Source organism: Bacillus sp. MYb56 (assembly GCF_002976445.1).
GTDB classification, from domain to species: domain Bacteria; phylum Bacillota; class Bacilli; order Bacillales; family Bacillaceae_G; genus Bacillus_A; species Bacillus_A mycoides.
Genome location: NZ_PCOH01000028.1, coordinates 1 through 21,130, shown reverse-complemented (window position 1 = coordinate 21,130; position 21,130 = coordinate 1). Strand labels below are relative to the sequence as shown.

Below are 21,130 nucleotides of genomic sequence, written 5' to 3'. Positions count from 1 at the left end.
GGGTTCTCCCGCTCTTTCTTTTTGTCGTTATTTGCCGGTGAATCGTTATGTTAAAAACATCGTCGCTATACATTCATACATCATTTCGACATAAATATAAAAAAATTGTCAAAAGAAGAGGGTTCAAAATTTACTGAAAATTCTTTATTATATAAGGGAGGCATAGAAATAAAGGAGGATGTTATATGAAGAGAGAAGAATTGTTAGCGCCGCCGTCTTATAATTTAGTTTCGGAAATAGAGAAATATACGAGTGATAAAGAGAAGCTTGCTTTAATTTGGCAAGATGATAAAGGGAATAGACGAGAGATTACATATTTTGAATTAATGCAAGGTGCGAATAAAATTGGAAATGCTTTTATAAAAAGTGGCTTACAAAAAGGGGACAAGCTCCTTATTATGATGCCGCGCTTAATTGAAGCTTACATGACGTATATTGCTGCGATTAAAGCAGGATTTGTCGTTATTCCAAGCTCAGAAATGTTGCGTAAAAAAGATATTGAGTACCGTATTGGGCACGGAGAAGTGAAAGCAATTGTAAGTTACGAACCGTATATTGGACAATTCGACGGCGTAGAAGCGGTGGAATCTCTTCAAAAATTCGTTTTGAGCGAGCGTTCAGTAGATGGATGGACGAATTTAAAAACAGCATTAGAAACGGAAAGTGATACGTTAGAAATGGCGAAGACGGATAAAGAAGATATGGTCTTTTTATCTTATACGTCAGGGACGACAGGAAATCCAAAAGGAGTTGTTCATACGCATGCATGGGCATACGCTCATTTACGTACAAGCGCCCCGAACTGGCTCGGAATCGAAGAAGAAGATGTTGTATGGGCAACGGCTAGTCCAGGTTGGCAAAAATGGATTTGGAGCCCGTTTGTAGCGACTCTCGGTTCAGGTGCAACAGGATTTGTATACAATGGTAAGTTTGAACCAAAAACGTATTTAAATTTATTAGGCGATAATAAGGTGAATGTGCTTTGTTGTACGCCGACTGAGTATAGATTAATGGCAAAGGTAGAAAATTTAAGTGAGTACAATTTAGAAGCGTTACATAGCGCTGTATCAGCTGGTGAGCCGTTAAACAGGGAAGTTATTGAAACGTTCCAAAGGCATTTTGATATTACGGTAAGAGACGGTTATGGGCAAACGGAAAACACATTACTCGTTGGAATAATGAAAGGGATGGACATTAGACCAGGATCAATGGGAAAACCGACGCCAGGAAATCATGTTGATATCGTAAATGAAGAAGGAACTCCTGTACAGGTAGGAGAAGTTGGTGATATTGCAGTTCACATTGAAACACCAGCACTCTTTAAACAATATTATAAAGACGATGAGCGCACAGCGATGCAATTCCGCGGTGATTATTATATTACCGGTGATAAAGCGAAAAAAGATGAAGAAGGCTATTTTTGGTTTGAAGGTCGCGGTGATGATATTATTATTAGCTCTGGTTATACAATCGGACCGTTTGAAGTCGAAGATGCACTTGTAAAACATCCATATGTAAGAGAATGTGCGGTTGTTGCAAGCCCTGATGAAATTCGCGGAAGTGTCGTGAAGGCATTTATCGTATTAAGAGAGAATATAGACAAGAACGAAGAAACATTAATTCCAGTGCTCCAACAACACGTCAAAGAATTGACTGCACCATATAAATACCCTCGCAAAATTGAATTTGTAGATGAACTACCAAAAACGATTTCCGGAAAAATTCGCCGTATTGAACTTAGAAAACAAGAAATGGAGCTTCCTTCAAAATAATTTTGAAAATAGGGAAGTAAATAGTTGAATGAAATGTAAAACGATGATATTATAAAAACGAACATAAGTTCGATTTTATAAACTAAAAAAAGAGGTGTCCGTATGATTTTAGGTATTAATCCGTACTTAGTTTTAGATGGTAGTGGGCAAGAAGCTGTACAGTTTTACAAAGAGGCGTTAGACGCAAAAGTAGAAGTAATGCAAACTTTTGGTGACATGCCTGAAAATCCAGAATACCCAATTCCAGCTGAAGCGAAAGAGCGCGTTTTACATGCTACTTTAAAAGTTGGTAATACGGACCTTATGATTTCTGATACATTCCCAGGTCAAGGGCACGCAATCGGATCTCAAGTAACAATCGCAATTCAAATTAATAATGCAGAAAAAGCGAAAGAAGTATTTGATAAGTTACAAGAAGGTGGAGAAGTTATTATGCCACTTCAAGAAACTTTCTGGAGCCCAGCTTACGGACAAGTAAAAGATAAATTTAGCATTGAATGGCAAATTACAACGAATCCTACTGAACAAAATTAATTTTTGGAAAAGTACCATTTTTAATCGAAATGGTGCTTTTTTTATACGAATGAATTTCGTAGACTAAAGGGAAAAGGGGGATGAGTATATGGGAGAAATTTGGTATGGCGGCACCATTTACACTATGCGAGAAGAGAATGAAAAAGTAGAAGCTATTTACGTTGAAAATGGCGTCATTGTTGATATAGGGAATAAAGAAGAGTTAGAAAACCGATATTCAGAAGTGAAGTTATATGACTTAAAAGGGAAAACGATGATTCCAGGGCTGGTTGATAGCCATATGCATCTTATTGGGCATGGGGAGAGGTTGCTTCGTCTAGATCTATCAAATTGCAAATCTTATAGCGAAGTACTTACTCTTGTTCAGAAGCGCGTAGAAGAAGCGCCAAAAGGATCTTGGATTATCGGAGAAGGATGGAATGAAAATAATTTTACAGATACAAAACAAGTTCATGTACGTGATTTAGATGAAATCTCTAAAGAACATCCGATTTTATTAAAGCGTGTTTGTCGTCACGTGACATGGGTGAATTCATACATATTGCAAGAAGCGAACATAACAGAAGCGACGCAAGATCCAAAGGGCGGGAAAATTGGCCGTGATGCGTCAAATAATTTAACAGGACTTTTATATGAGCAAGGACAAGAGTTAATTAAACATGTTCAGCCCGAAATAGATGGAGTGTATTTGCAAAGTGCTCTGCAAACAGCGATTTCAGACTGCTGGCAATACGGACTCGTTGGCGGACATACGGAAGACTTAAATTATTATGGCGGCTTTCAAAAAACGTACAATGCGTTTTCACACGTTATAAAAGAAATGCGGTTTAAAGCGCATTTACTCGTTCACCATGAAGTAGCGAATGAACGAAAAGAATATGAAAATGAGCACTATATTGAATTTGGTGCGATGAAAATTTTTTCTGACGGCTCTTTTGGCGGAAGAACAGCTTTATTAAGTGAACCGTATGAAGATGCGAAGGAAACAAATGGAGTTGCCATTTTCTCACGTGAAGAGCTTGCAGGTTTAGTGAAAAAAGCACGAGATTTACATATGCCAGTTGCGATTCATACAATTGGTGATTTATCGCTTGAATATGTCATTGATGCGCTTGAATTACATCCACCAGCAGAAGGATTACGTGACCGTATTATTCATTGTCAGCTAGCTCGTGAAGAGTTGATTGAAAGAATGAAACAATTGCCAGCTATTATTGATATTCAGCCAGTCTTTGTTTCATCGGATTTTCCATCAGTGATTGAAAAACTAGGAGACCATCGTCTTCGTTATGCGTATGCTTGGAAGACGTTACTGGATGCAGGATTACACTGTAATGGAGGCTCTGATGCTCCAATTGAACAAGTGAATCCGTTTTTAGGTATATATAGTGCTGTTACACGTAGAAGTTTTATTGATGGTGTATGTTATATGCCAGAAGAAAGATTAACGGTATATGAGGCTGTTTCTTTATTTACAACAGGAAGTGCGTATGCAATTGGAAAAGAAGGAAAGCGAGGACAAATTACAAAAGGATATGAAGCAGACTTTACGATATTAGACCGCAATATTTTTGAAATTGAGGCGGAAGAAATAAAAGAAGTACAGGCAGAAATGACCGTCATTGATGGGAAGATTGTTTATAGAAAAGACGTCTAAAAATTTGAGGGAGCGGCTCCGAAAATACATGTTGGTGATGCTTCCTCTTTTTAGATAGGCTGATGATGTCGTAAATTGATATTTTGGGCAAAATCGTTGATATATTTTGACTTGTGATAGATACATTCGAAAAATCGTTGATATAATTTCATATACTGTTGTCCTGTTCCAAAATGTTTTGTGAAACAGCATCAAGTTGCATTTGATAAATAAAAAACCCTCGAATTATGGAAATCCCATAATTCGAGGGTTTTTTGATTACTATAAAAATGTTCTCTGTACTTTTTCCCAGAAAGAGTTGTTTTTTAATTTAACAGTTTTAATTTGTTTATCGCTTAAACGAACAACGGCTTTTTCCACTTGTTTAATGCTAAGTGCTTCGTTATCCATTCCGATAACAGGATAATCATTTCCATCTGGTTTAAGTGTTAAAGTTAACGTACGCTCGTGATTTAAAAGGAACGGTGACCCGAGTGTACGGTATGTGTTGTTATTTAAAGATGCTAGTTCGCTTACTTGGAAACATGGGATAAGTGGATCGACAACTGCACCATGTAATGATTTATTGTAAGCGGTACTTCCTGTTGGTGTGGAGATAACTAATCCATCACCTCTAAAGGTTTCGAAATGTAAATTGTCGACGTGTACATCTACGACAAATGTTTTAATGATACTAGAGCGTAATGTGAATTCATTTAAACAATGGAAAGATGTACCGTGATCTACATCTACTTTAATTGTTGGATATTTTCGCACTTCAATTTCGTTTTTTGTAATTTCTTGAAGGGCTGTATCAACGTGATCGATGTGGAAATCGCAGTAGAAAGAAATTTCATCTTTCGTAGAAATACCTGCGTATAAGCAATCTTCTCTAAAGCCGGTTTTACGAACGGCTTGTAAGAAAGTCCCATCATCTCCAACGCTGACGATAGCGTTTGCATTTTTTGGATGATCTAATATGGTAAATCCATTCTCCTCTAAAATACGATATACTGGTTTCATTTTTTCAACGAGCGTTACTTTGTCATCACCATAAAAGAAAAATAAATTGCGACGATTTGCCATTATGTATCCCTCCACTGCAGTTAAATTTTCTAGTCTTAGTGCTACATATCGTCAGAGTATGTTTCTGGATGATATGTTCAAATAGTATATTTCGATATAAATTGTCAAAATTCCTTTTTATTTTTAGAAAAATTTTTATATTCAATTTTATCAAAGTCTGTTTAATGATGAATAAACTTGTCGATAATGGGTATGGAGTGAAAGGATGGTACGAATGAAGTGGCTCGTAATTGGAATGATAATTCTTCTACTTTTTATTTTGCTTATACTATTATCGAAAATATCGCTTAAGGTGACGTTTTTATATTCAGAAATGGAAAAACAATGTTTGTTTCAAGTGAAAATATGGATGATTCGATATACGTTTGATGTATTGGAAAGAATTGAAAAACAGCAGAAGAAGACAGGACAAAAAATTAAAAAAGCTGAAGAGGACGGCGGAATAGATAATAAAATTATGGCACAACTCGATAGTATAGGGGAACTGATAAAAAAGCTTCAAGACGTTCATACTATTGTTAAAGATTTTCTCAAAAGAGTGAAAATCAATGGTTGGAAATGGCATACGCAAATTGGAGCAGGCGACGCGGCTAGTACTGGAATTGTCACTGGATATGCATGGGGGACAAAAGGAATGGCTGCTGGAGTTGTAGGACAATATATGCATATTGTCGACGTACCAGAATTTGAAATTACTCCTGTTTTTCAAGGAAAGGGATTTGCATCAAGATGCGAGTTAACAGCATCTTTTCGTATATTCCGTACTGTAAAAACAGCGATAAAATTACTCATGTTTATGAGAAAGCAAAAATCTGGTATGACAGAAAAATCTGTTCAAGCATAGGGGGGATATAGAATGGACCATCCAATTCAAGGTTTAATGACAACCGCAATGCAGCATTTAAAACAAATGACTGATGTAAATACAATTGTTGGTGACCCAATTAAAGCGGCAGATGGAAGTGTAATTCTTACAGTTTCGAAAGTCAGTTTTGGATTTGCTGCTGGTGGAAGTGAATTTGGTAAAGTAGAACATTCAGGCCGTCATCCATTTGGCGGGGGAAGTGGTGGAGGAGTTTCTATTAATCCTGTTGCCTTTCTTGTTATAAATGGAGAAGGTGTGAAAGTATTACACTTAGATAAGCAAACACACGTCATCGATAAAATAATTGAATTAGCGCCACAAGCTGTTGATAAAGTGAAAGAAATGATGGATAAACGAAAAGAAGATGATCCTGAATTTCAAATTTAACGAATAAAGAAGCTGATCAGTGGATTAGCTTCTTTAATTTTTTTGTAAATAAAGCGATTTTATTTGCATTATCGATAGGGACAAACTATCATTTACATTGTACATATTTTGTTTAAAATAAGGGAGGATTTTTAAGTGGCAAATGTAACTTTTAAAGGTAACCCAATGACTTTAGTTGGAACAGAAGTTAAAGTTGGCGATCAAGCGCCTAACTTCCAAGTATTAGCAAATGACTTATCTCCAGTAAGTTTAGAAACATACAAAGGTGAAGTGAAATTAATTAGTGTTGTACCTTCAATCGACACAGGTGTATGTGATGCACAAACTCGTCGTTTTAACGAAGATGCAGCAGGTATTGAAAACGCGAAAGTATTAACAATTAGCGCTGATTTACCATTCGCTCAAAAACGCTGGTGTGCAGCAAACGGTTTAGAAAATGTTGTAACACTTTCTGATCACCGTGACCTTTCATTCGGTGAAGCTTACGGCTTAGTAATGAAAGAACTTCGTTTACTTGCTCGTGCAGTATTCGTAGTAGATAGCAATGACAAAGTAGTTTACGCAGAATACGTAGGCGAAGGTACAAGCCATCCAAACTATGAAGCAGCATTAGAAGCAGCTAAATCTGCGAAGTAATGTAAATGAAGACGACCTCTCATTAAAGTTTTACTTTAGAAGAGGTCGTCTTTTCTCATGTATTGTTAACTGAACCAATACATGAGAAAAGACGTTACATCATAAACAACTTGAAGGGGAGCTCTTTGCAAGAGGTCGCTTTTTCTTTTGGGAAAAATTTAGATTATGGTATGATATAAGTTATGTGTAAAAGAGAGAAGGAGGAATGTACGTGAGTCAGGCAGTAGAAACATTATTTTCTATTTTTGATTCTTCTACGGTAGTTTTACGTAAAGAATTAGATGTAACATATTTAGAGGCGCTTGTAGAAACAGGTGATAACTTGTTTGAAGGAGCGATTTTACAAGAGGAATTATCCGAATCAACAATTGAAAGGTTGAATCGTGAATATAGTACGTTTAATGAAGAAACATATAAAGGGGAAGAAATTCGTAAAGCATTTCAGCTAGCCATTTTAAAAGGAATGAAAGAGGGCGTACAAGCGAATCACGAAATGACGCCAGATGCAGTTGGAATGTTCATGAGCTACTTATTCCATAAATTTATGCAAGGTCAAAAAGAAATTACTGTTTTAGACCCTGCAATTGGAACTGGTAACTTAATGACTACATTGTTTAATAGCGCCAAAGAAGAACTAACAATGAGTGGATTTGGTGTAGAAGTGGATGAGGTGTTAATTAAACTTGCTTTAGTAAATGCAAATTTACAAAAGCATGCAATCGAATTCTTCCACCAAGATGGACTAGCACCACTTTATATTGATCCAGTTGATGCAGTCGTTTCAGATTTACCAATTGGTTATTATCCAAATGAAATTGTTGCAAGTGAATATACATTAAAAGCAGATGAAGGAATGTCATATGCACATCACTTATTTATTGAACAAAGTGTGAAACATACGAAAGAAGGCGGGTATTTATTCTTCTTAGTACCAAACTTCATTTTTGAAAGTGATCAAGCGCCAAAGCTACATGCATTCATTAAAGAGACATGCTTTATTCAAGGATTATTACAGCTTCCTGTTTCCATGTTTAAAAACGAGAAAAATGCAAAAAGTATATTTGTTCTCCAAAAGAAAGGCCAAGGTGTAACAATGCCGAAACAGGCACTACTAGTGGAATTACCTAAATTCTCTAACATGAAGGCTATGGAGAACATTATGGATCAATTGAATACTTGGTTTGCAACACATAAATAATACGATATATATGTAACAGGGTTAGTAATTAATGTAGTACAGTTTTATAGGATATGTAATGTTTTTTAATATATACAAGATTTAACTGAATTTTTTTGAAATCTGTAATATATTTTTTTTCTTGGTGTTATAATTTTTTCACTTGAAATATATGTCGGACGATGTTTAAATTAAAATCGTGAGTATAAAATTTACTAATGATGAAACGTTTTCATAATGAGTGAATTTAATTAGATAAAATCGAGCGGTTTGTGGAATGATCCACACAACTACCAAGAGAAAAAGGGGCGAAAGACTAGATGTCAAAAATCATCGCGATTAACGCAGGAAGCTCTTCCTTAAAGTTCCAATTATTTGAAATGCCAAGTGAAACAGTATTAACAAAAGGTTTAGTAGAACGTATCGGTTTAGAAGATAGTATCTTCACTATTACTGTAGATGGCGAAAAACAAAAAGAAATTACAAACATCCCAGATCATGCAGTAGCAGTTAACATGCTTCTTAAGAAATTAACTGAAAACGGAATCGTAAAATCTCTTGATGAGATTGGCGGTATCGGTCACCGTGTTGTACACGGCGGCGAAAAATTTGCTGATTCTGTTTTAATTGATGCTGAAGTATTAGCTGATATCGAAGAATTAAGCGATTTAGCACCACTTCACAACCCAGCAAACCTTGTTGGTATTAAAGCATTCCAAGAAGTACTACCAAACGTACCAGCAGTAGCAGTATTTGATACAGCATTCCACCAAACAATGCCGGAATCTGCATTCCTATACAGCTTACCATATGAATACTATGAGAAATTTGGCATCCGTAAATACGGTTTCCACGGAACTTCTCATAAATACGTAACAGAGCGTGCGGCTGAATTATTAGGTCGTCCACTTGAAAGCTTAAGCCTACTTTCTTGTCACTTAGGTAACGGTGCAAGTATCGCAGCAGTAGAAGGTGGTAAGTCTATCGATACTTCTATGGGCTTCACTCCACTTGCTGGTGTAACAATGGGTACACGTTCTGGTAACATTGACCCTGCGTTAATTCCATACATCATGGAAAAAACAGGCCAAACTGTAGAAGAAGTAGTTAGCGTATTAAACAAGAAGAGTGGTATGTTAGGTCTTACTGGTTACTCTAGTGACCTACGTGACATCATTGCGAAAGAAGAAGAAGGCGACCACCGTGCGAAAGTAGCACTTGACGTGTTCGTGAGCCGTATCCATAAATACATCGGTTCTTACACAGCTCGTATGAAAGGCGTTGACGCTATCATCTTTACAGCTGGTGTAGGTGAAAACAGTGCAATTATTCGTGAGCGCGTATTAGAAGGCCTTGAGTACATGGGCGTATACTTCGACGTAAAACGCAATAACGTATTCGGTGAAGAAGCATTCATCAGCTTCCCACACTCTCCAGTAAAAATTATCGTAATTCCAACTGACGAAGAAGTTATGATTGCTCGTGACGTATTACGTCTTGGAGATATTGGTTAATATACTATATGAAAAAAAAGACGAGATCCTATAGGATCTCGTCTTTTTTCTTTTGGATATATTTCAAAATTTCATCCGGATATAGTAATTTTTCTTTTTGAATGAATGCAGTGAGGGAAATCCATTTTGCATATGACAGTGTTTGTTCATCTGATATATTCAGTATTTCCATTTCATATAGTGACATGTCTAATAAGCGTAAAGAATATAGCTGAATGATTTCATGACCAATTTCTCCATCTAGATGAAAGATGTTTTCTAAGCAGCCTAAATAATTGGTGATTTCCACTTCTGTGTGAAGCTCTTCTTGAAATTCGCGAATAACAGTATGTGCTGATTTTTCACCAAGTTCAATTGATCCGCCAAGAGGTCGGTAATATGTTTCATCGCCTGTATGATATTCTTGTACGAGAAGGCGACCGTGATGTATAGCGATGCCAAAAGCTTTTGCACGTGGATACATATATAATCACTCCTTATTTATTTTGTATAAGGATGATTATAAGGCAGGGTGTGATAAAAGGTGACGTGTATTTAAGCGTTTGGCCGAATTGTGATGCCATTAAATAAGTCATTCCAAAATGCTTCATTGTACTGGTATATATCCATCACTGGGCATTTTATAACACAAATATTTTGTAATCCCCAATCTTCTTGGGCGATAGTTGGTACATCTTCAGGAATGAGTAATAGGACAGAGAATGTATGTTTAACTATTTGAGATAAAATTTGTTCCAAGGAACGTGCTTCTTCGTATGTTCCTCCCGTTCGAATAAACAATGTGGATTCTGCCGTTTCGATTGTAGTTAGAAAACGATTAATTCGATGCTCATAGTTTAACTTAATTTCTGTATAAGAAGGCCAGGATGTTGGTGTGTTTACATCTGTTTTAAAGTCGTGACAGGAGTCGATTTCATATAGGTTGTCACGGAGTCTTAATTTCGCATCATCATCCCAAAATGAGATGAAGGATAAGTTTTCGAACTGTAAAAAACGGTCAAATCGATTTTGTAATAATAAATTCACTTTTTCTAATGAAGGGCTTAGCATAAAATCGATAACACCAAAAAATGGTGATAATTCGAATTGATATAAAGCCCAAGCAGGCCAGCAGTTTTGTCCTAAGCTGAATACTGCATTATATTCTTTTTTTATATTGGATAGATTCATGTGATTCATCTCATCCTTTTTGCTAATATTTTATGTCACTAAAAAATGGTATGTGAATAAAGATAGACAAGCATATTTGCAAAGAAGAAGCAGAAATATGTTACAATAGAAAAAAATCGAACGAGGTGGTTGTTACGATGCGATCGAAGCGAGAACAAGCCATTTTAGACAATATAAAAGAGTGGGAAGGGCAATTAGTAGAGCAAGAAGCGACCGATTTTCAAAAGATGTTTGATAAGTGGTTGCATACGACAATTGCGAAACTGCCTGAGAAAAAACGAAAAGACTTTTTTACGAAAGCAGATGGATGGCTCTTTCATTTGCATGCGCTTATTCAAAGTTCACAATCACAGCTAGATGCACGTAATCGTATTTTAGGAACGTCGAGATTATTTGATGAATCGATTGAGCAACTTGAAGATTTGAAGGCGTTATCTATTGATCAATTAACATACATAGCAGAGCAGCAAACAGCACGTCATCGTCTATATTCATTCGTACAAGGCGGAGCAACAGGTGCTGGTGGTTTATTATTATTAACGGCTGATTTTCCGGTTATGATTGCGTTAAATGTGAAGGCTGTCCAACTTGTTGCGACATCATTTGGGCATGATGTGAACAAGCCGTATGAAATGATGCTTGCGTTAAAGGTATTCCATGCAGCATTATTGCCGGCGAGACTTCAGCAATATGCATGGTACAATTTACTGAGAGAACTCGAACAAGAGGATTCATTCTTCTATGAAGGAGACGAAGCAGTATTAAAGCCAGCTTCTACTGAGGTTGTGTTAAAACAAATTTTGAAGACGTTTTCGATTTATGCTCTCCGTCGTAAAGTATTCCAAGGCATTCCTGTACTTGGAATGGCAATTGGCTCTACAGTGAACTATCGCTTAACGAGGAATGTTACTGAATTTGCAAATAAGTTTTATCAAGTACGCTACATATTAGAAAAAGAAAAGAGAGCATGAAAAAAAGCGAGAGGCCGAAGCCTTTCGCTTTTTAGTTTGTCGCATGTTTTTTGGATATTGGAATAGAAACGGGTTGCTTTGCTGCTTTCTTTTCTGTTTTTGGATAGTAAATTAAATCCAATGTTTTTGCCTGTACGGCAATCGAAAGAATAGTAAAAGCAATTTCTGTCCAATTTAAATAATATAATGAAAGCGCAAGAACAATCGCGTCAAAGACGAAGAAAATTTGCCCAATTGTAAACCGAGTTCGTTTACTTAATATAATTGTTAAAATATCGTCTCCACCGGTTGCACCGCCAAATCGCAATATAAAACCGAGTCCAATACCAGCTAACGCACCGCCAACTACTGCAGCTACAAATAAATTATTTGATAAATCTACCGTAAAAGGAGAATAATTTTCCATAAGGGAATAAAATACTCCAAATGAAAGTGAACCTAAGAATGAATAGCCAACCATTTTTCTACCTAAAAATGAAGCACATAGTAAAATAATAGGGATATCCATTACTACAGTTGAAATAGATGGTGAAATATCATAAAAATTTTGGATAAATAGTGCAATACCTACAAAGCCACCTTCTGTTAAGTGGTTTTGGAAGTGAATGTGATATAGCGCTGCTGCTAATATAAATGAACCGATTAAAACCATAAAAACTTCTTTAATAATTTGTCGACTTTGGATGTTCCTCATCGTTATTCCTTCTTTCCGCAGTTAGTAGTCCTTTTGGTGTTGTAAACTAACTACGAGCTCACATGTAGCTTTCAGTTAGTTTACGAAAAAAACTAACTACGCTATATGTCGCTGAAGAAATAACGAATAATCCTCTCGTCCATCAATTCTCCCTACCTTCGTTTTAGTTTAAGTCTTAAAGCGACTAAACAAAACGGGGAGTAGGATTCTTCATTTAGCAATCCTGCTCTTCTTTGTTTTGTTTAGCTAGTAACAATTAAGTCCTAAACAAAACGCTATGTGTAAGAAGAGTCTTTTTTTTGCCAAATTATCCTTCGGGCAATCATAATTTCCCCACTCTCGTATTTTTTTCGCTAGACTAAAGTATCTGAGCTGAAAAATACGCTACGTGTATGATTCGTCAATACGATGCCACATGCTCCTTCGAGCGATCATGATATCAAAATCCCTTCCTTCAAGATTTATATTATTATATCATACTTTCAAAAAATACATGCGGATGGAAACCGACAATAACCGGAGGGAATCTACAAAAAATGTTATGTTTAAATATTTTTGTAGAAAAGCCTAAGTGATTTTGCAGGATTGGGCAGTTTTTAGAAGTTTGTCCAATAAGTAAGAAAAGAAGGGTTTTTATTCAATTGTATTGTTCTCATCACTTTTATCTTTAAAAAATGCATCCCAGCTAATGATACTTAAAAAAGTTAAAGCGATAATAATGAAAGCTCGCATAAGTTTGAGACCTCCTTTTGTACATAGTATATGAATAATTTGTTTCGGAATGTGTCATTTTTTTACAAGCTCTAACTATTATGAGAGTATATTAATATAGATAGATGAGGGGGAGAATGGAGATATGCTAAAAGACATGTTTAAAAGAAAAGAATTAAAATGTGTTTCATGTCAGAAAAAGATTCAATATGAAGAAGAGCTAGTTGCTTTTGTAAAGTTGCCGAAAGAAAGAAGTATATTAGTAGGCCCGTTTGATGTATGTTTAGCAAAAACGGCGCAAGAAATATATTGCAAAGCTTGTTACGACAAAAAAGCATGACCCAAATTAATTGAGGGGCATGCTTTTTTCATTGGTGTGCTTTTCCCTCAGATACGTTTTGGGTTAGACGATACCAAAGCCAAAGATCGTTAATAATTGAAGCAAGATCGGCAATTTCTGAATTTAGCTTGCAAGAAATTCCAAAGTCTTCTTCGTTATTTAAGTGGTGTTGTTTAGCGTTAATATGGTGCTCAAGTTCCTTTATGCGATCAGGTATTTTTCCGCGAACTTGCTCCCATTTTAATAAAATAGAATGCTGCGCTTGTTCAGAGATGTCTTCCCATTTTTCTTGTATGTTCGGTACTTCAATTCCTAGATGTTCATTGTATATAAAATAATTTTTCATGGACACCCCTCCATTTTCCTTCCTCTATTTTACATAAAAAAAGAAAGAAGTTCGACGAAATTGTTTGAAAAAATTTTATAAATTCCCCTTGATTCATTTTATGAAAGGTGATAAAGTTTGGATTATTATAAGAAAATATGAATATTTATTCTTTAGGGGGATGCAAAATGGAGAAGAAAAAAGTTGTATTAGCATATTCCGGAGGTCTTGATACTTCCGTTGCAATTAAATGGTTACAAGAGAAAAATTATGATATTATCGCGCTTTGCTTAGATCTAGGGGAAGGTAAAGACTTAGCGTTTGTAAAAGAAAAAGCACTTTCAGTAGGTGCAATTAAATCATATATGATTGATGTTCAAGAAGAATATGCGAATGAATATGCATTGATAGCGATGCAAGCTCACACGTTATACGAAGGGAAATATCCTCTTGTCTCTGCATTATCTCGTCCGCTTATTGCAAAAAAATTAGTAGAAATTGCAGAGCAGGAAGGCGCAAGTGCAGTTGCACATGGATGTACAGGAAAAGGGAATGACCAAGTTCGTTTTGAAGTTTCTATTCAAGCGTTGAATCCATATTTAGAAGTTATTGCGCCCGTACGTGAATGGAAATGGTCACGTGAAGAAGAAATTGCATATGCAAAAGAAAATGATATACCGATTCCAATTAATTTAGATAGCCCGTTTTCAATCGATCAAAACTTATGGGGACGCAGCAACGAATGTGGAATTTTAGAAGATCCATGGGCAGCGCCGCCAGAAGACGCATACGAGATGACGTTGGCATTAGAAGATACACCGAATAAACCAGAGTTTGTAGAAATCGGATTTGAAGCAGGGGTACCGACGACTTTAAACGGCACTGCATACCCACTCTCAGAACTAATTAAAACGTTAAATGCACTTGCTGGAAAACATGGCGTGGGACGTATCGACCATGTAGAAAATCGCCTTGTCGGTATTAAATCTCGTGAAGTATATGAATGCCCAGCAGCAATGACATTAATAACAGCGCATAAAGAACTTGAAGATTTAACACTTGTGAAAGAGATCGCTCATTTCAAACCGATGATTGAGCAAAAACTAACAGAATTAATTTATAACGGTTTATGGTTCTCACCTTTAAAACAAGCGCTCAATGCTTTCTTACAAGAAACGCAAAAAAATGTAACAGGTACAGTACGTGTGAAATTATTTAAAGGTCATGCGATTGTAGAAGGGCGTAAATCTGAGTACTCTTTATACGATGAAAAATTAGCAACGTATACTGCCCAGGATGAATTTAATCATGATGCAGCAGTTGGATTCATTTCATTATTCGGTTTACCTACGAAAGTATACAGCCAAGTGAATCAAAAGAAGGTGGAAGCGTGAGCAAACTTTGGGGCGGACGTTTTACAGAAGAAGCGGAAGCGTGGGTTGAAGAGTTTGGAGCATCCATCTCCTTTGATCAACAATTAGTAAATCAAGATATAAAAGGGAGTATCGCACACGTAACGATGTTAGCAAAGCAAGGCATTGTTACGAAAGAAGAAGCAGAGAAAATAAAGATAGGGCTTCAATATTTACTAGAGGAAGCGAAAGAAAATAAATTGAATTTCTCAGTTGAGGCTGAGGACATTCATTTAAACATTGAAAAGATGTTAATTGAAAGAATCGGTGAAGTAGGAGGGAAACTTCATACAGGCCGAAGCCGTAACGATCAAGTAGCGACAGATATGCATTTGTATTTAAAAGAAAAAGTAGAAGATATTATAAAAGCTACAAAACAATTGCAAATTGTTCTTGTTCATCAAGCAGAAAATAACATTGAAACAATTATGCCCGGCTATACGCACTTGCAACGTGCACAGCCGATTTCATTTGCGCATCATATTCTTGCTTACTTTTGGATGTTAGAGCGCGATGTGAATCGTTATGAAGATTCGTTAAAGCGTATTAACATTTCACCATTAGGAGCAGGAGCACTAGCTGGTACAACATTCCCGATTGACCGAGAATATAGTGCGGAGCTTCTTGGATTTAATGGAATCTATGAAAATAGTTTAGATGCGGTAAGTGATCGTGATTTCATACTGGAGTTTTTAAGTAACTCATCTATGCTTATGATGCACTTATCACGCTTTTGCGAAGAACTTATTTTATGGAGTAGTCAAGAATTTCAATTTATTGAAATGAGCGATCAATACGCAACAGGAAGCAGTATTATGCCGCAGAAGAAAAATCCGGATATGGCGGAACTTATTCGTGGTAAAACTGGCAGAGTATACGGTAATTTATTCAGTTTACTTACAGTAATGAAAGGATTGCCGCTCGCTTACAATAAAGACTTACAAGAAGATAAAGAAGGAATGTTTGATACAGTGAAAACAGTAGAAGGATGCCTTCATATTATGGCAGGCATGCTTGAAACGATGACTGTAAACAAAGAAAAAATGGGGCAAGCTGTGACGCAAGACTTCTCTAACGCAACAGAAATTGCCGACTATTTAGCAAGCAAGGGACTGCCGTTCCGTCAAGCTCATGAAATTGTCGGGAAACTAGTTCTTCATTGTACGCAAAAAGGAATCTATTTATTAGATGTACCACTTGAAACGTATAAAGAAATGAGTCCGTTATTTGAAGAAGATTTATATGAAGTTCTTTCACCTTATGCAGCTGTAAAGCGCCGTAACAGTGCTGGCGGGACAGGATTTGAGCAGATTGAAAAGGCTTTGGAGAAGGCGAAGGGGTTAACTAAAGAAGTTATTAGGAATTGAGTTGGAAAGTACGCCAGTCTGTGAAAGTCTGGCGTACTTTCTTTTTTACTAGTGTGTAAGTTATAGTATAGTGAAAAAACACAATTTAGGGGAAATTTATGAAAAAAATAGTATTTATCATTTTACTGTTAATTAGCTTAATTGCAAACGTGAAAGTATTTCTTTTGGACAAATATATGTTTGTTGGTGAACAAGAAAAGCGAGAAGAAGCGATTATCGCAACGATGTGGCACTTGCAAGAGAAAGGATATAAAGAAAGTGATATTTCATACATAAAACCGGCCTTTTATAGTGAAATCGGTTCTTACGGTATGAATGTACAGTTTAAAGATGAACCAAATGAATCGTATACATATAGAGTTTCGAAAGATGCTAAAATAAATAAAATAACTGTACACCAAGATAGCAATGAGCCAGGTGGTATGGGTGGGAAGCATCAAGAGCTTAAATAGATATAGGAGACTGCTGATAAGTAATATGAGCAGTCTTTTATATTTTTAGAAGGGAGTCGAGCATTTTATAGTTGTTCTTCATAATGCTAAAATGATGCTTCTCATGAATCGCTAATAGTTGGATAGATTGAATAAGGTTAGGATAGTGAGCAATTGGATCTAAAAATACGATATGTCCTGCAATATCTTCTTCTATATTTTGAACTAGTTTTTTTATTTCATCTGTTTCACGTGAAAGTAATTCTTCTAATTCGTTTACATTCATAGAGTAATAGACTTTTTTTGAAGGGATTAAAATCCAAGGAGCTTTCATTCCTTTACCGTGTTTTTCTTTATATTCGGCATAAATGTCATGCATGTCAGTTGCAAATGGGGCGTTTTTTCTTAGTTTGGCATAAGGGATAAGAGTGAAAGAGAATTTAATCGCTACTTTTAGCATCCTTGCAATTAAATATAAGTGATAAAAGTGTTCACCAATAGACCATTTTCCGTCCTCTTTTCTATGCCATAGTTGTTCTTGTGAAAGTGAATGAAGCTCAGGAAGGAACTGGTTTCTTTGCACATGTAATGTGTGAAAATGTTTTGAGATATTTTCAGATTTCATATTCTGGTATCCTCTGCGTTTTTTCCTAATTATAACATTTTTCGTATAGATGTAATTAAGCCTAGAACAATATGTTCTAGGCTTAAAGCTTCATTGATTAATCATACTTGTGGCGATCTTCTGTAATTCGAATGTATTCAATATCCATTAAATCTCTAAGTAATGCACCGTGACTTAGTTCAACACCATGTTTTTCTTTAAAATGCTCGCGAATCATATCTAACATTTCGATTTCTTTCCCATTCACATCTAAAATAATGCGTTCATAATCATCCATGTAGCATCCTCCTTTTCTAAACACATATATTTTGTCCGTCTATTTCTAAAAAATGTATGTTAACCTAATGTTAGGAAATGAGAAAGGAATGGAAGATGAGACGTATTTATCCCGCATTAACGGGCAGTAAGACCCCCACCTCAAAATTCAGCGAAAGCAAAGAAGTTAGGTGGGGGATCAACTGCCCGTAAAAGCCCGATTGGTTCAACTAATAATCAGTGGGGGATGAACAAAACCCCACTGATTAAAGTTTCACTTTATTTTGTAGGGTTAATTTTGTACACGCTAATTGTATTACACGTTGCATTCCCAGAAGTATTTTCATTTGAGAATGTAACAACAATGCATATAGCAATCTTTATCTTTACTTTATTTGTAGTAGATTGCTGTATTTCTGTATGGCTTTCTAGAAAAAAGAAAGTACAAGAAGTAAAAGATAAAAAAGAAATAGAACGGAAAAAGAGAAAACGTTCATTTTGGATGATGACGTATTGTTTTTCTTTAGTGATTGCTGCTGCATTTTTTAGTGAGCATATTCCACTAGAAAGATTGGATATTGAATTTTGGGCAATTATATTTACATGTTATTTTTTCATGCACTTTCTTCCTTATATGAAAGAAAAGCGAGAGAACAAGAGAGTAAGAGAATAGAAGAAGACATAAAGAAACTTGGAGAACACAAGTGGTATTTAAAATCTAAAATCATATATGTTCTTTGTTTTATTACGCCGCCAATTGGTTATTTGTATGTTTTTTTACTTCGCAAAAAAATGACAGAAGATGCAAAACAAACGTACTTAACGGTTGCGACGTTAATGATGGCGTTATGGTCTTTGAAGTTCCTTCCGCCTTATGTGTTTGCAGTTGTCATTGTTGTTCTAGCTTGTCTCGTATTTGTAGTGAAATATGTGAAATGAAAAACACCAAGCCCATGTGGACTTGGTGTTTTTTTATTATAAATTAAAGATCACCTTGCTCCTCGTCACCACGAACAACAAGGACATCGCATTTCGCATAGCGAATAATATGTTCAGAGACGCTACCAATTAGGAAACGTTCTACAGCATTTAAACCAGTTGCACCACACATAATTAAATCCACTTTATGGTTTGGAGCGATTTCTTTTGAAATTTTAGATTTAGGATTACCAAATTCTAATACAGTTTCCACTTTTTCAAGACCAGCTTCAAGCGCAGTTTTTTTGTAGTCTTCTAATAAGTCTTCTGCAAATAGATTTGCACGTTCAGCAATTGCGCGGCTATAAGCCTCTACTGCTGAGTATGCTTTTACATCAACGATATGAGCAATTGTTAATGTTGCGTTGTTTCGTTTTGCAACTTGAATTGCTTTTTTAAAGGCTTTTTCTGCTTCTTTAGAACCGTCCACCGCAATTAAAATATTTGTATATGTATTATTCATAGTAAATTCCTCCCAATCATTTTTATTACCGTTTACAACTTTATTATAAAACAAATTTTGGTAATGTGCTTGTTGGAAACGTTACAGAATTTTGAAAACTTTGCCTTAATTCATTTTAGTTGTAATTGAAGCGAGAACTTGTTACATATGGAGTATAGCAATTTAAAAGGAGGCATGTTTGTGAGACACGCGCTCATTACAGCCGGTACGAAAGGTTTAGGAAAGCAAGTAACAGAAAAGTTATTGGCTAAAGGATATTCAGTAACAGTAACATATCATAGCGATACAAGTGCTATGGAAACAATGAAAGAAACATATAAAAATATGGAAGAACGTCTACAGTTCGTGCAAGCTGATGTCACGAAAAAGGAAGATTTACATAAAATAGTAGAAGAAGCGATGAGCCGTTTTGGCAAAATTGACTTCTTAATTAATAATGCTGGTCCTTACGTATTTGAAAGGAAAAAATTAGTCGATTACGAAGAAGACGAATGGAATGAAATGATCCAGGGTAATTTAACAGCGGTGTTTCATTTATTAAAACTTGTCGTACCGATTATGAGAAACCAGCAATTTGGCCGTATTATTAACTATGGATTTCAAGGGGCAGATAGCGCGCCTGGATGGATTTATCGTTCAGCCTTTGCAGCTGCGAAAGTCGGACTTGTTTCTTTAACGAAAACAGTCGCATACGAAGAAGCTGAATACGGTATTACTGCGAATATGGTATGTCCTGGTGATATAATTGGTGAAATGAAAGAGGCAACGATTGAAGAAGCACGAAATCTGAAAGGTAGTAACACACCAATTGGTAGATCTGGAACAGGGGAAGATATCGCAAGAACCATTTCGTTTTTATGTGAGGACGATTCTGATATGATTACTGGCACGATTATTGAAGTAACAGGCGCTGTTGATGTTATTCATAGACATCGATAGAATTAAATAAAGTGAAGTTTCGAATAATTGGACAGTTTATCCTTTATACTGAGAGGTACGGATAATACTGTCCTTTCATGTAAGATTAAATCTATCGGAAAACTTGTATTATTTTTTTGTCAAATATTGAGATATTATGTTAGAATATAAGAGTATAGAAAGCGCTTTAAAAAATGATTCAGGGGTCATTTCATAACTCAAGGGGGAACTAATAATGCGTATCGGTATTCCAACAGAAATTAAAAACAATGAAAACCGCGTGGCAATGACGCCAGCGGGAGCTGTACATTTAGTACAAAATGGTCATGAAGTTTTTGTTCAAAAAGGATCAGGTGTAGGATCAGGCTTTACAGATGAAGAATACGTACAAGCTGGTGCGAAACTTGTTGAAACTGCTGAAGAAGCATGGAATCAAGATATGGTTATGAAGGTAAAAGAGCCAGTTGAAAGTGAATACGGTTATTTCCGCGAAGGTTTAATTTTATTCACATACTTACACTTAGCTCCAGAGCCAGAATTAACGAAAGCATTAATTGATAACAAAGTGGTATCAATTGCATACGAAACAGTACAATTAGACAATCGTTCTTTACCATTACTTGCACCTATGAGTGAAGTAGCTGGTCGTATGTCTGCGCAAATCGGTGCACAGTTCCTTGAGAAAAACAAAGGTGGTAAAGGTATTTTACTTGCAGGTGTTCCAGGGGTGAAACGCGGTAAAGTAACAATTATCGGCGGTGGTCAAGCTGGTACAAACGCAGCGAAAATTGCAGTAGGTTTAGGTGCAGATGTAACAATCATCGACTTAAGTGCAGAACGTCTTCGTCAATTAGATGACATTT

23 protein-coding genes and 1 pseudogene are annotated in these 21,130 nt (G+C 36.1%); 16 read left to right on the top strand and 8 right to left on the bottom strand.

What is annotated here, in order from left to right; translation table 11 throughout:
• The first annotated feature begins 185 nt into the window (after nt 1-185).
• The 3 genes from mbcS (at nt 186) to CQ058_RS24595 (ending at nt 3,963) form a co-directional block, all read left to right on the top strand.
• Nucleotides 186-1,772, top strand: a complete 1,587-nt coding sequence (gene mbcS, locus CQ058_RS24605) for an acyl-CoA synthetase MbcS (RefSeq protein ID WP_002167572.1) — start codon at nt 186-188, stop codon at nt 1,770-1,772.
• A 102-nt stretch (nt 1,773-1,874) separates the two neighbouring features.
• Nucleotides 1,875-2,306, top strand: a complete 432-nt coding sequence (locus CQ058_RS24600) for a VOC family protein (RefSeq protein WP_002190882.1) — start codon at nt 1,875-1,877, stop codon at nt 2,304-2,306.
• Nucleotides 2,307-2,394: 88 nt separating this feature from the next.
• The gene (locus CQ058_RS24595; RefSeq protein WP_002190881.1) at nt 2,395-3,963 is read left to right on the top strand and encodes an amidohydrolase; all 1,569 of its coding nucleotides are present in this window, start codon (nt 2,395-2,397) and stop codon (nt 3,961-3,963) included.
• A 261-nt stretch (nt 3,964-4,224) separates the two neighbouring features.
• On the opposite strand, the gene CQ058_RS24590 is transcribed toward CQ058_RS24595, so the two are convergent.
• Entirely contained in the window at nt 4,225-5,028 is an 804-nt protein-coding gene (locus tag CQ058_RS24590; RefSeq protein ID WP_002015552.1) for an NAD kinase, read from the bottom strand.
• Between the two features lie 205 nt (nt 5,029-5,233).
• Here CQ058_RS24590 and CQ058_RS24585 point away from each other — a divergent pair, with 205 nt between their 5' ends.
• The 5 genes from CQ058_RS24585 (at nt 5,234) to ackA (ending at nt 9,607) form a co-directional block, all read left to right on the top strand.
• Nucleotides 5,234-5,872: a DUF2953 domain-containing protein gene (locus CQ058_RS24585; RefSeq protein ID WP_002129404.1), complete on the top strand. Its 639-nt coding sequence runs from the start codon at nt 5,234-5,236 to the stop codon at nt 5,870-5,872.
• 12 nt (nt 5,873-5,884) lie between these two features.
• Nucleotides 5,885-6,280: a GerW family sporulation protein gene (ytfJ, locus tag CQ058_RS24580; protein ID WP_000350005.1), complete on the top strand. Its 396-nt coding sequence runs from the start codon at nt 5,885-5,887 to the stop codon at nt 6,278-6,280.
• 135 nt (nt 6,281-6,415) lie between these two features.
• The gene (tpx, locus tag CQ058_RS24575; RefSeq protein WP_002015549.1) at nt 6,416-6,916 is read left to right on the top strand and encodes a thiol peroxidase; all 501 of its coding nucleotides are present in this window, start codon (nt 6,416-6,418) and stop codon (nt 6,914-6,916) included.
• Nucleotides 6,917-7,127: 211 nt separating this feature from the next.
• Nucleotides 7,128-8,114: a class I SAM-dependent methyltransferase gene (locus tag CQ058_RS24570; protein ID WP_002088985.1), complete on the top strand. Its 987-nt coding sequence runs from the start codon at nt 7,128-7,130 to the stop codon at nt 8,112-8,114.
• A gap of 299 nt (nt 8,115-8,413) precedes the next feature.
• Nucleotides 8,414-9,607, top strand: coding sequence for an acetate kinase (gene ackA / locus CQ058_RS24565; RefSeq protein ID WP_002129402.1), 1,194 nt, complete (start codon nt 8,414-8,416; stop codon nt 9,605-9,607).
• 28 nt (nt 9,608-9,635) lie between these two features.
• Here ackA and CQ058_RS24560 read toward each other — a convergent pair whose 3' ends face one another.
• Nucleotides 9,636-10,070, bottom strand: coding sequence for an NUDIX hydrolase (locus tag CQ058_RS24560; RefSeq protein WP_002190878.1), 435 nt, complete (start codon nt 10,068-10,070; stop codon nt 9,636-9,638).
• Nucleotides 10,071-10,141: 71 nt separating this feature from the next.
• Nucleotides 10,142-10,777, bottom strand: a complete 636-nt coding sequence (locus CQ058_RS24555) for a DUF1796 family putative cysteine peptidase (protein ID WP_002129398.1) — start codon at nt 10,775-10,777, stop codon at nt 10,142-10,144.
• 137 nt (nt 10,778-10,914) lie between these two features.
• Here CQ058_RS24555 and CQ058_RS24550 point away from each other — a divergent pair, with 137 nt between their 5' ends.
• The gene (locus tag CQ058_RS24550; RefSeq protein WP_002129397.1) at nt 10,915-11,748 is read left to right on the top strand and encodes an EcsC family protein; all 834 of its coding nucleotides are present in this window, start codon (nt 10,915-10,917) and stop codon (nt 11,746-11,748) included.
• A gap of 31 nt (nt 11,749-11,779) precedes the next feature.
• On the opposite strand, the gene CQ058_RS24545 is transcribed toward CQ058_RS24550, so the two are convergent.
• Nucleotides 11,780-12,442 (bottom strand): YitT family protein, encoded by a 663-nt coding sequence (locus tag CQ058_RS24545; protein ID WP_002015542.1) that lies wholly within the window; start codon nt 12,440-12,442, stop codon nt 11,780-11,782.
• Nucleotides 12,443-13,298: 856 nt separating this feature from the next.
• Between CQ058_RS24545 and CQ058_RS24540 the strand changes: the two genes are divergently transcribed.
• Nucleotides 13,299-13,493, top strand: coding sequence for a hypothetical protein (locus CQ058_RS24540; protein ID WP_002034321.1), 195 nt, complete (start codon nt 13,299-13,301; stop codon nt 13,491-13,493).
• A 28-nt stretch (nt 13,494-13,521) separates the two neighbouring features.
• Here the strand turns inward: CQ058_RS24540 and CQ058_RS24535 are convergent, their stop codons facing one another.
• Nucleotides 13,522-13,839 (bottom strand): radical SAM protein, encoded by a 318-nt coding sequence (locus CQ058_RS24535; protein ID WP_105590026.1) that lies wholly within the window; start codon nt 13,837-13,839, stop codon nt 13,522-13,524.
• 167 nt (nt 13,840-14,006) lie between these two features.
• Between CQ058_RS24535 and CQ058_RS24530 the strand changes: the two genes are divergently transcribed.
• The 3 genes from CQ058_RS24530 (at nt 14,007) to CQ058_RS24520 (ending at nt 17,049) form a co-directional block, all read left to right on the top strand.
• Nucleotides 14,007-15,212: an argininosuccinate synthase gene (locus CQ058_RS24530; RefSeq protein WP_105590025.1), complete on the top strand. Its 1,206-nt coding sequence runs from the start codon at nt 14,007-14,009 to the stop codon at nt 15,210-15,212.
• Nucleotides 15,209-16,597: an argininosuccinate lyase gene (argH, locus tag CQ058_RS24525; RefSeq protein ID WP_105590024.1), complete on the top strand. Its 1,389-nt coding sequence runs from the start codon at nt 15,209-15,211 to the stop codon at nt 16,595-16,597. The genes CQ058_RS24530 and argH overlap by 4 nt, the downstream gene beginning before the upstream one ends.
• Before the next feature lie 98 nt (nt 16,598-16,695).
• Nucleotides 16,696-17,049 carry a DUF3139 domain-containing protein gene (locus tag CQ058_RS24520; RefSeq protein WP_002190875.1) on the top strand — a complete coding sequence of 118 codons (354 nt, stop codon included), beginning with the start codon at nt 16,696-16,698 and terminating at the stop codon, nt 17,047-17,049.
• A 37-nt stretch (nt 17,050-17,086) separates the two neighbouring features.
• Here the strand turns inward: CQ058_RS24520 and CQ058_RS24515 are convergent, their stop codons facing one another.
• Together CQ058_RS24515 and CQ058_RS24510 are read right to left on the bottom strand one after the other, a co-directional pair.
• On the bottom strand, nt 17,087-17,653 hold the full coding sequence (locus CQ058_RS24515) for a DinB family protein (RefSeq protein ID WP_002138616.1): 567 nt from the start codon (nt 17,651-17,653) through the stop codon (nt 17,087-17,089).
• Between the two features lie 97 nt (nt 17,654-17,750).
• A complete protein-coding gene (locus CQ058_RS24510) occupies nt 17,751-17,930 on the bottom strand; it encodes a hypothetical protein (RefSeq protein ID WP_002129390.1) in 180 nt (59 codons plus the stop codon).
• Between the two features lie 225 nt (nt 17,931-18,155).
• On the opposite strand from CQ058_RS24510, the pseudogene CQ058_RS24505 reads away from it, so the two are divergent.
• Nucleotides 18,156-18,847 (top strand): annotated as a pseudogene (locus tag CQ058_RS24505) (hypothetical protein).
• A gap of 43 nt (nt 18,848-18,890) precedes the next feature.
• On the opposite strand, the gene CQ058_RS24500 reads toward CQ058_RS24505, so the two are convergent.
• Nucleotides 18,891-19,349, bottom strand: a complete 459-nt coding sequence (locus CQ058_RS24500; protein ID WP_001066676.1) for a universal stress protein — start codon at nt 19,347-19,349, stop codon at nt 18,891-18,893.
• A gap of 147 nt (nt 19,350-19,496) precedes the next feature.
• Here CQ058_RS24500 and CQ058_RS24495 point away from each other — a divergent pair, with 147 nt between their 5' ends.
• Together CQ058_RS24495 and CQ058_RS24490 are read left to right on the top strand one after the other, a co-directional pair.
• On the top strand, nt 19,497-20,288 hold the full coding sequence (locus tag CQ058_RS24495) for an SDR family oxidoreductase (protein ID WP_002034312.1): 792 nt from the start codon (nt 19,497-19,499) through the stop codon (nt 20,286-20,288).
• Between the two features lie 214 nt (nt 20,289-20,502).
• Nucleotides 20,503-21,130 (top strand): alanine dehydrogenase (locus CQ058_RS24490; RefSeq protein WP_142396408.1); only part of this gene is annotated, 628 nt, incomplete at its 3' end.

Bases quoted from the DNA above. Each gene is read 5' to 3' on its own strand.
- CQ058_RS24495 (WP_002034312.1), top strand. From the start codon at position 19,497: ATGGAGTATAGCAATTTAAAAGGAGGCATGTTTGTGAGACACGCGCTC.
- CQ058_RS24600 (WP_002190882.1), top strand. From the start codon at position 1,875: ATGATTTTAGGTATTAATCCGTACTTAGTTTTAGATGGTAGTGGGCAA.
- CQ058_RS24590 (WP_002015552.1), bottom strand. From the start codon at position 5,028: ATGGCAAATCGTCGCAATTTATTTTTCTTTTATGGTGATGACAAAGTA.
- CQ058_RS24540 (WP_002034321.1), top strand. From the start codon at position 13,299: ATGCTAAAAGACATGTTTAAAAGAAAAGAATTAAAATGTGTTTCATGT.
- CQ058_RS24510 (WP_002129390.1), bottom strand. From the start codon at position 17,930: ATGGATGATTATGAACGCATTATTTTAGATGTGAATGGGAAAGAAATC.
- CQ058_RS24535 (WP_105590026.1), bottom strand. From the start codon at position 13,839: ATGAAAAATTATTTTATATACAATGAACATCTAGGAATTGAAGTACCG.
- CQ058_RS24585 (WP_002129404.1), top strand. From the start codon at position 5,234: ATGGTACGAATGAAGTGGCTCGTAATTGGAATGATAATTCTTCTACTT.
- ackA (WP_002129402.1), top strand. From the start codon at position 8,414: ATGTCAAAAATCATCGCGATTAACGCAGGAAGCTCTTCCTTAAAGTTC.
- CQ058_RS24520 (WP_002190875.1), top strand. From the start codon at position 16,696: ATGAAAAAAATAGTATTTATCATTTTACTGTTAATTAGCTTAATTGCA.
- ytfJ (WP_000350005.1), top strand. From the start codon at position 5,885: ATGGACCATCCAATTCAAGGTTTAATGACAACCGCAATGCAGCATTTA.
- CQ058_RS24515 (WP_002138616.1), bottom strand. From the start codon at position 17,653: ATGAAATCTGAAAATATCTCAAAACATTTTCACACATTACATGTGCAA.
- CQ058_RS24530 (WP_105590025.1), top strand. From the start codon at position 14,007: ATGGAGAAGAAAAAAGTTGTATTAGCATATTCCGGAGGTCTTGATACT.
- CQ058_RS24500 (WP_001066676.1), bottom strand. From the start codon at position 19,349: ATGAATAATACATATACAAATATTTTAATTGCGGTGGACGGTTCTAAA.
- CQ058_RS24545 (WP_002015542.1), bottom strand. From the start codon at position 12,442: ATGAGGAACATCCAAAGTCGACAAATTATTAAAGAAGTTTTTATGGTT.
- CQ058_RS24555 (WP_002129398.1), bottom strand. From the start codon at position 10,777: ATGAATCTATCCAATATAAAAAAAGAATATAATGCAGTATTCAGCTTA.
- CQ058_RS24595 (WP_002190881.1), top strand. From the start codon at position 2,395: ATGGGAGAAATTTGGTATGGCGGCACCATTTACACTATGCGAGAAGAG.
- CQ058_RS24560 (WP_002190878.1), bottom strand. From the start codon at position 10,070: ATGTATCCACGTGCAAAAGCTTTTGGCATCGCTATACATCACGGTCGC.
- mbcS (WP_002167572.1), top strand. From the start codon at position 186: ATGAAGAGAGAAGAATTGTTAGCGCCGCCGTCTTATAATTTAGTTTCG.
- CQ058_RS24550 (WP_002129397.1), top strand. From the start codon at position 10,915: ATGCGATCGAAGCGAGAACAAGCCATTTTAGACAATATAAAAGAGTGG.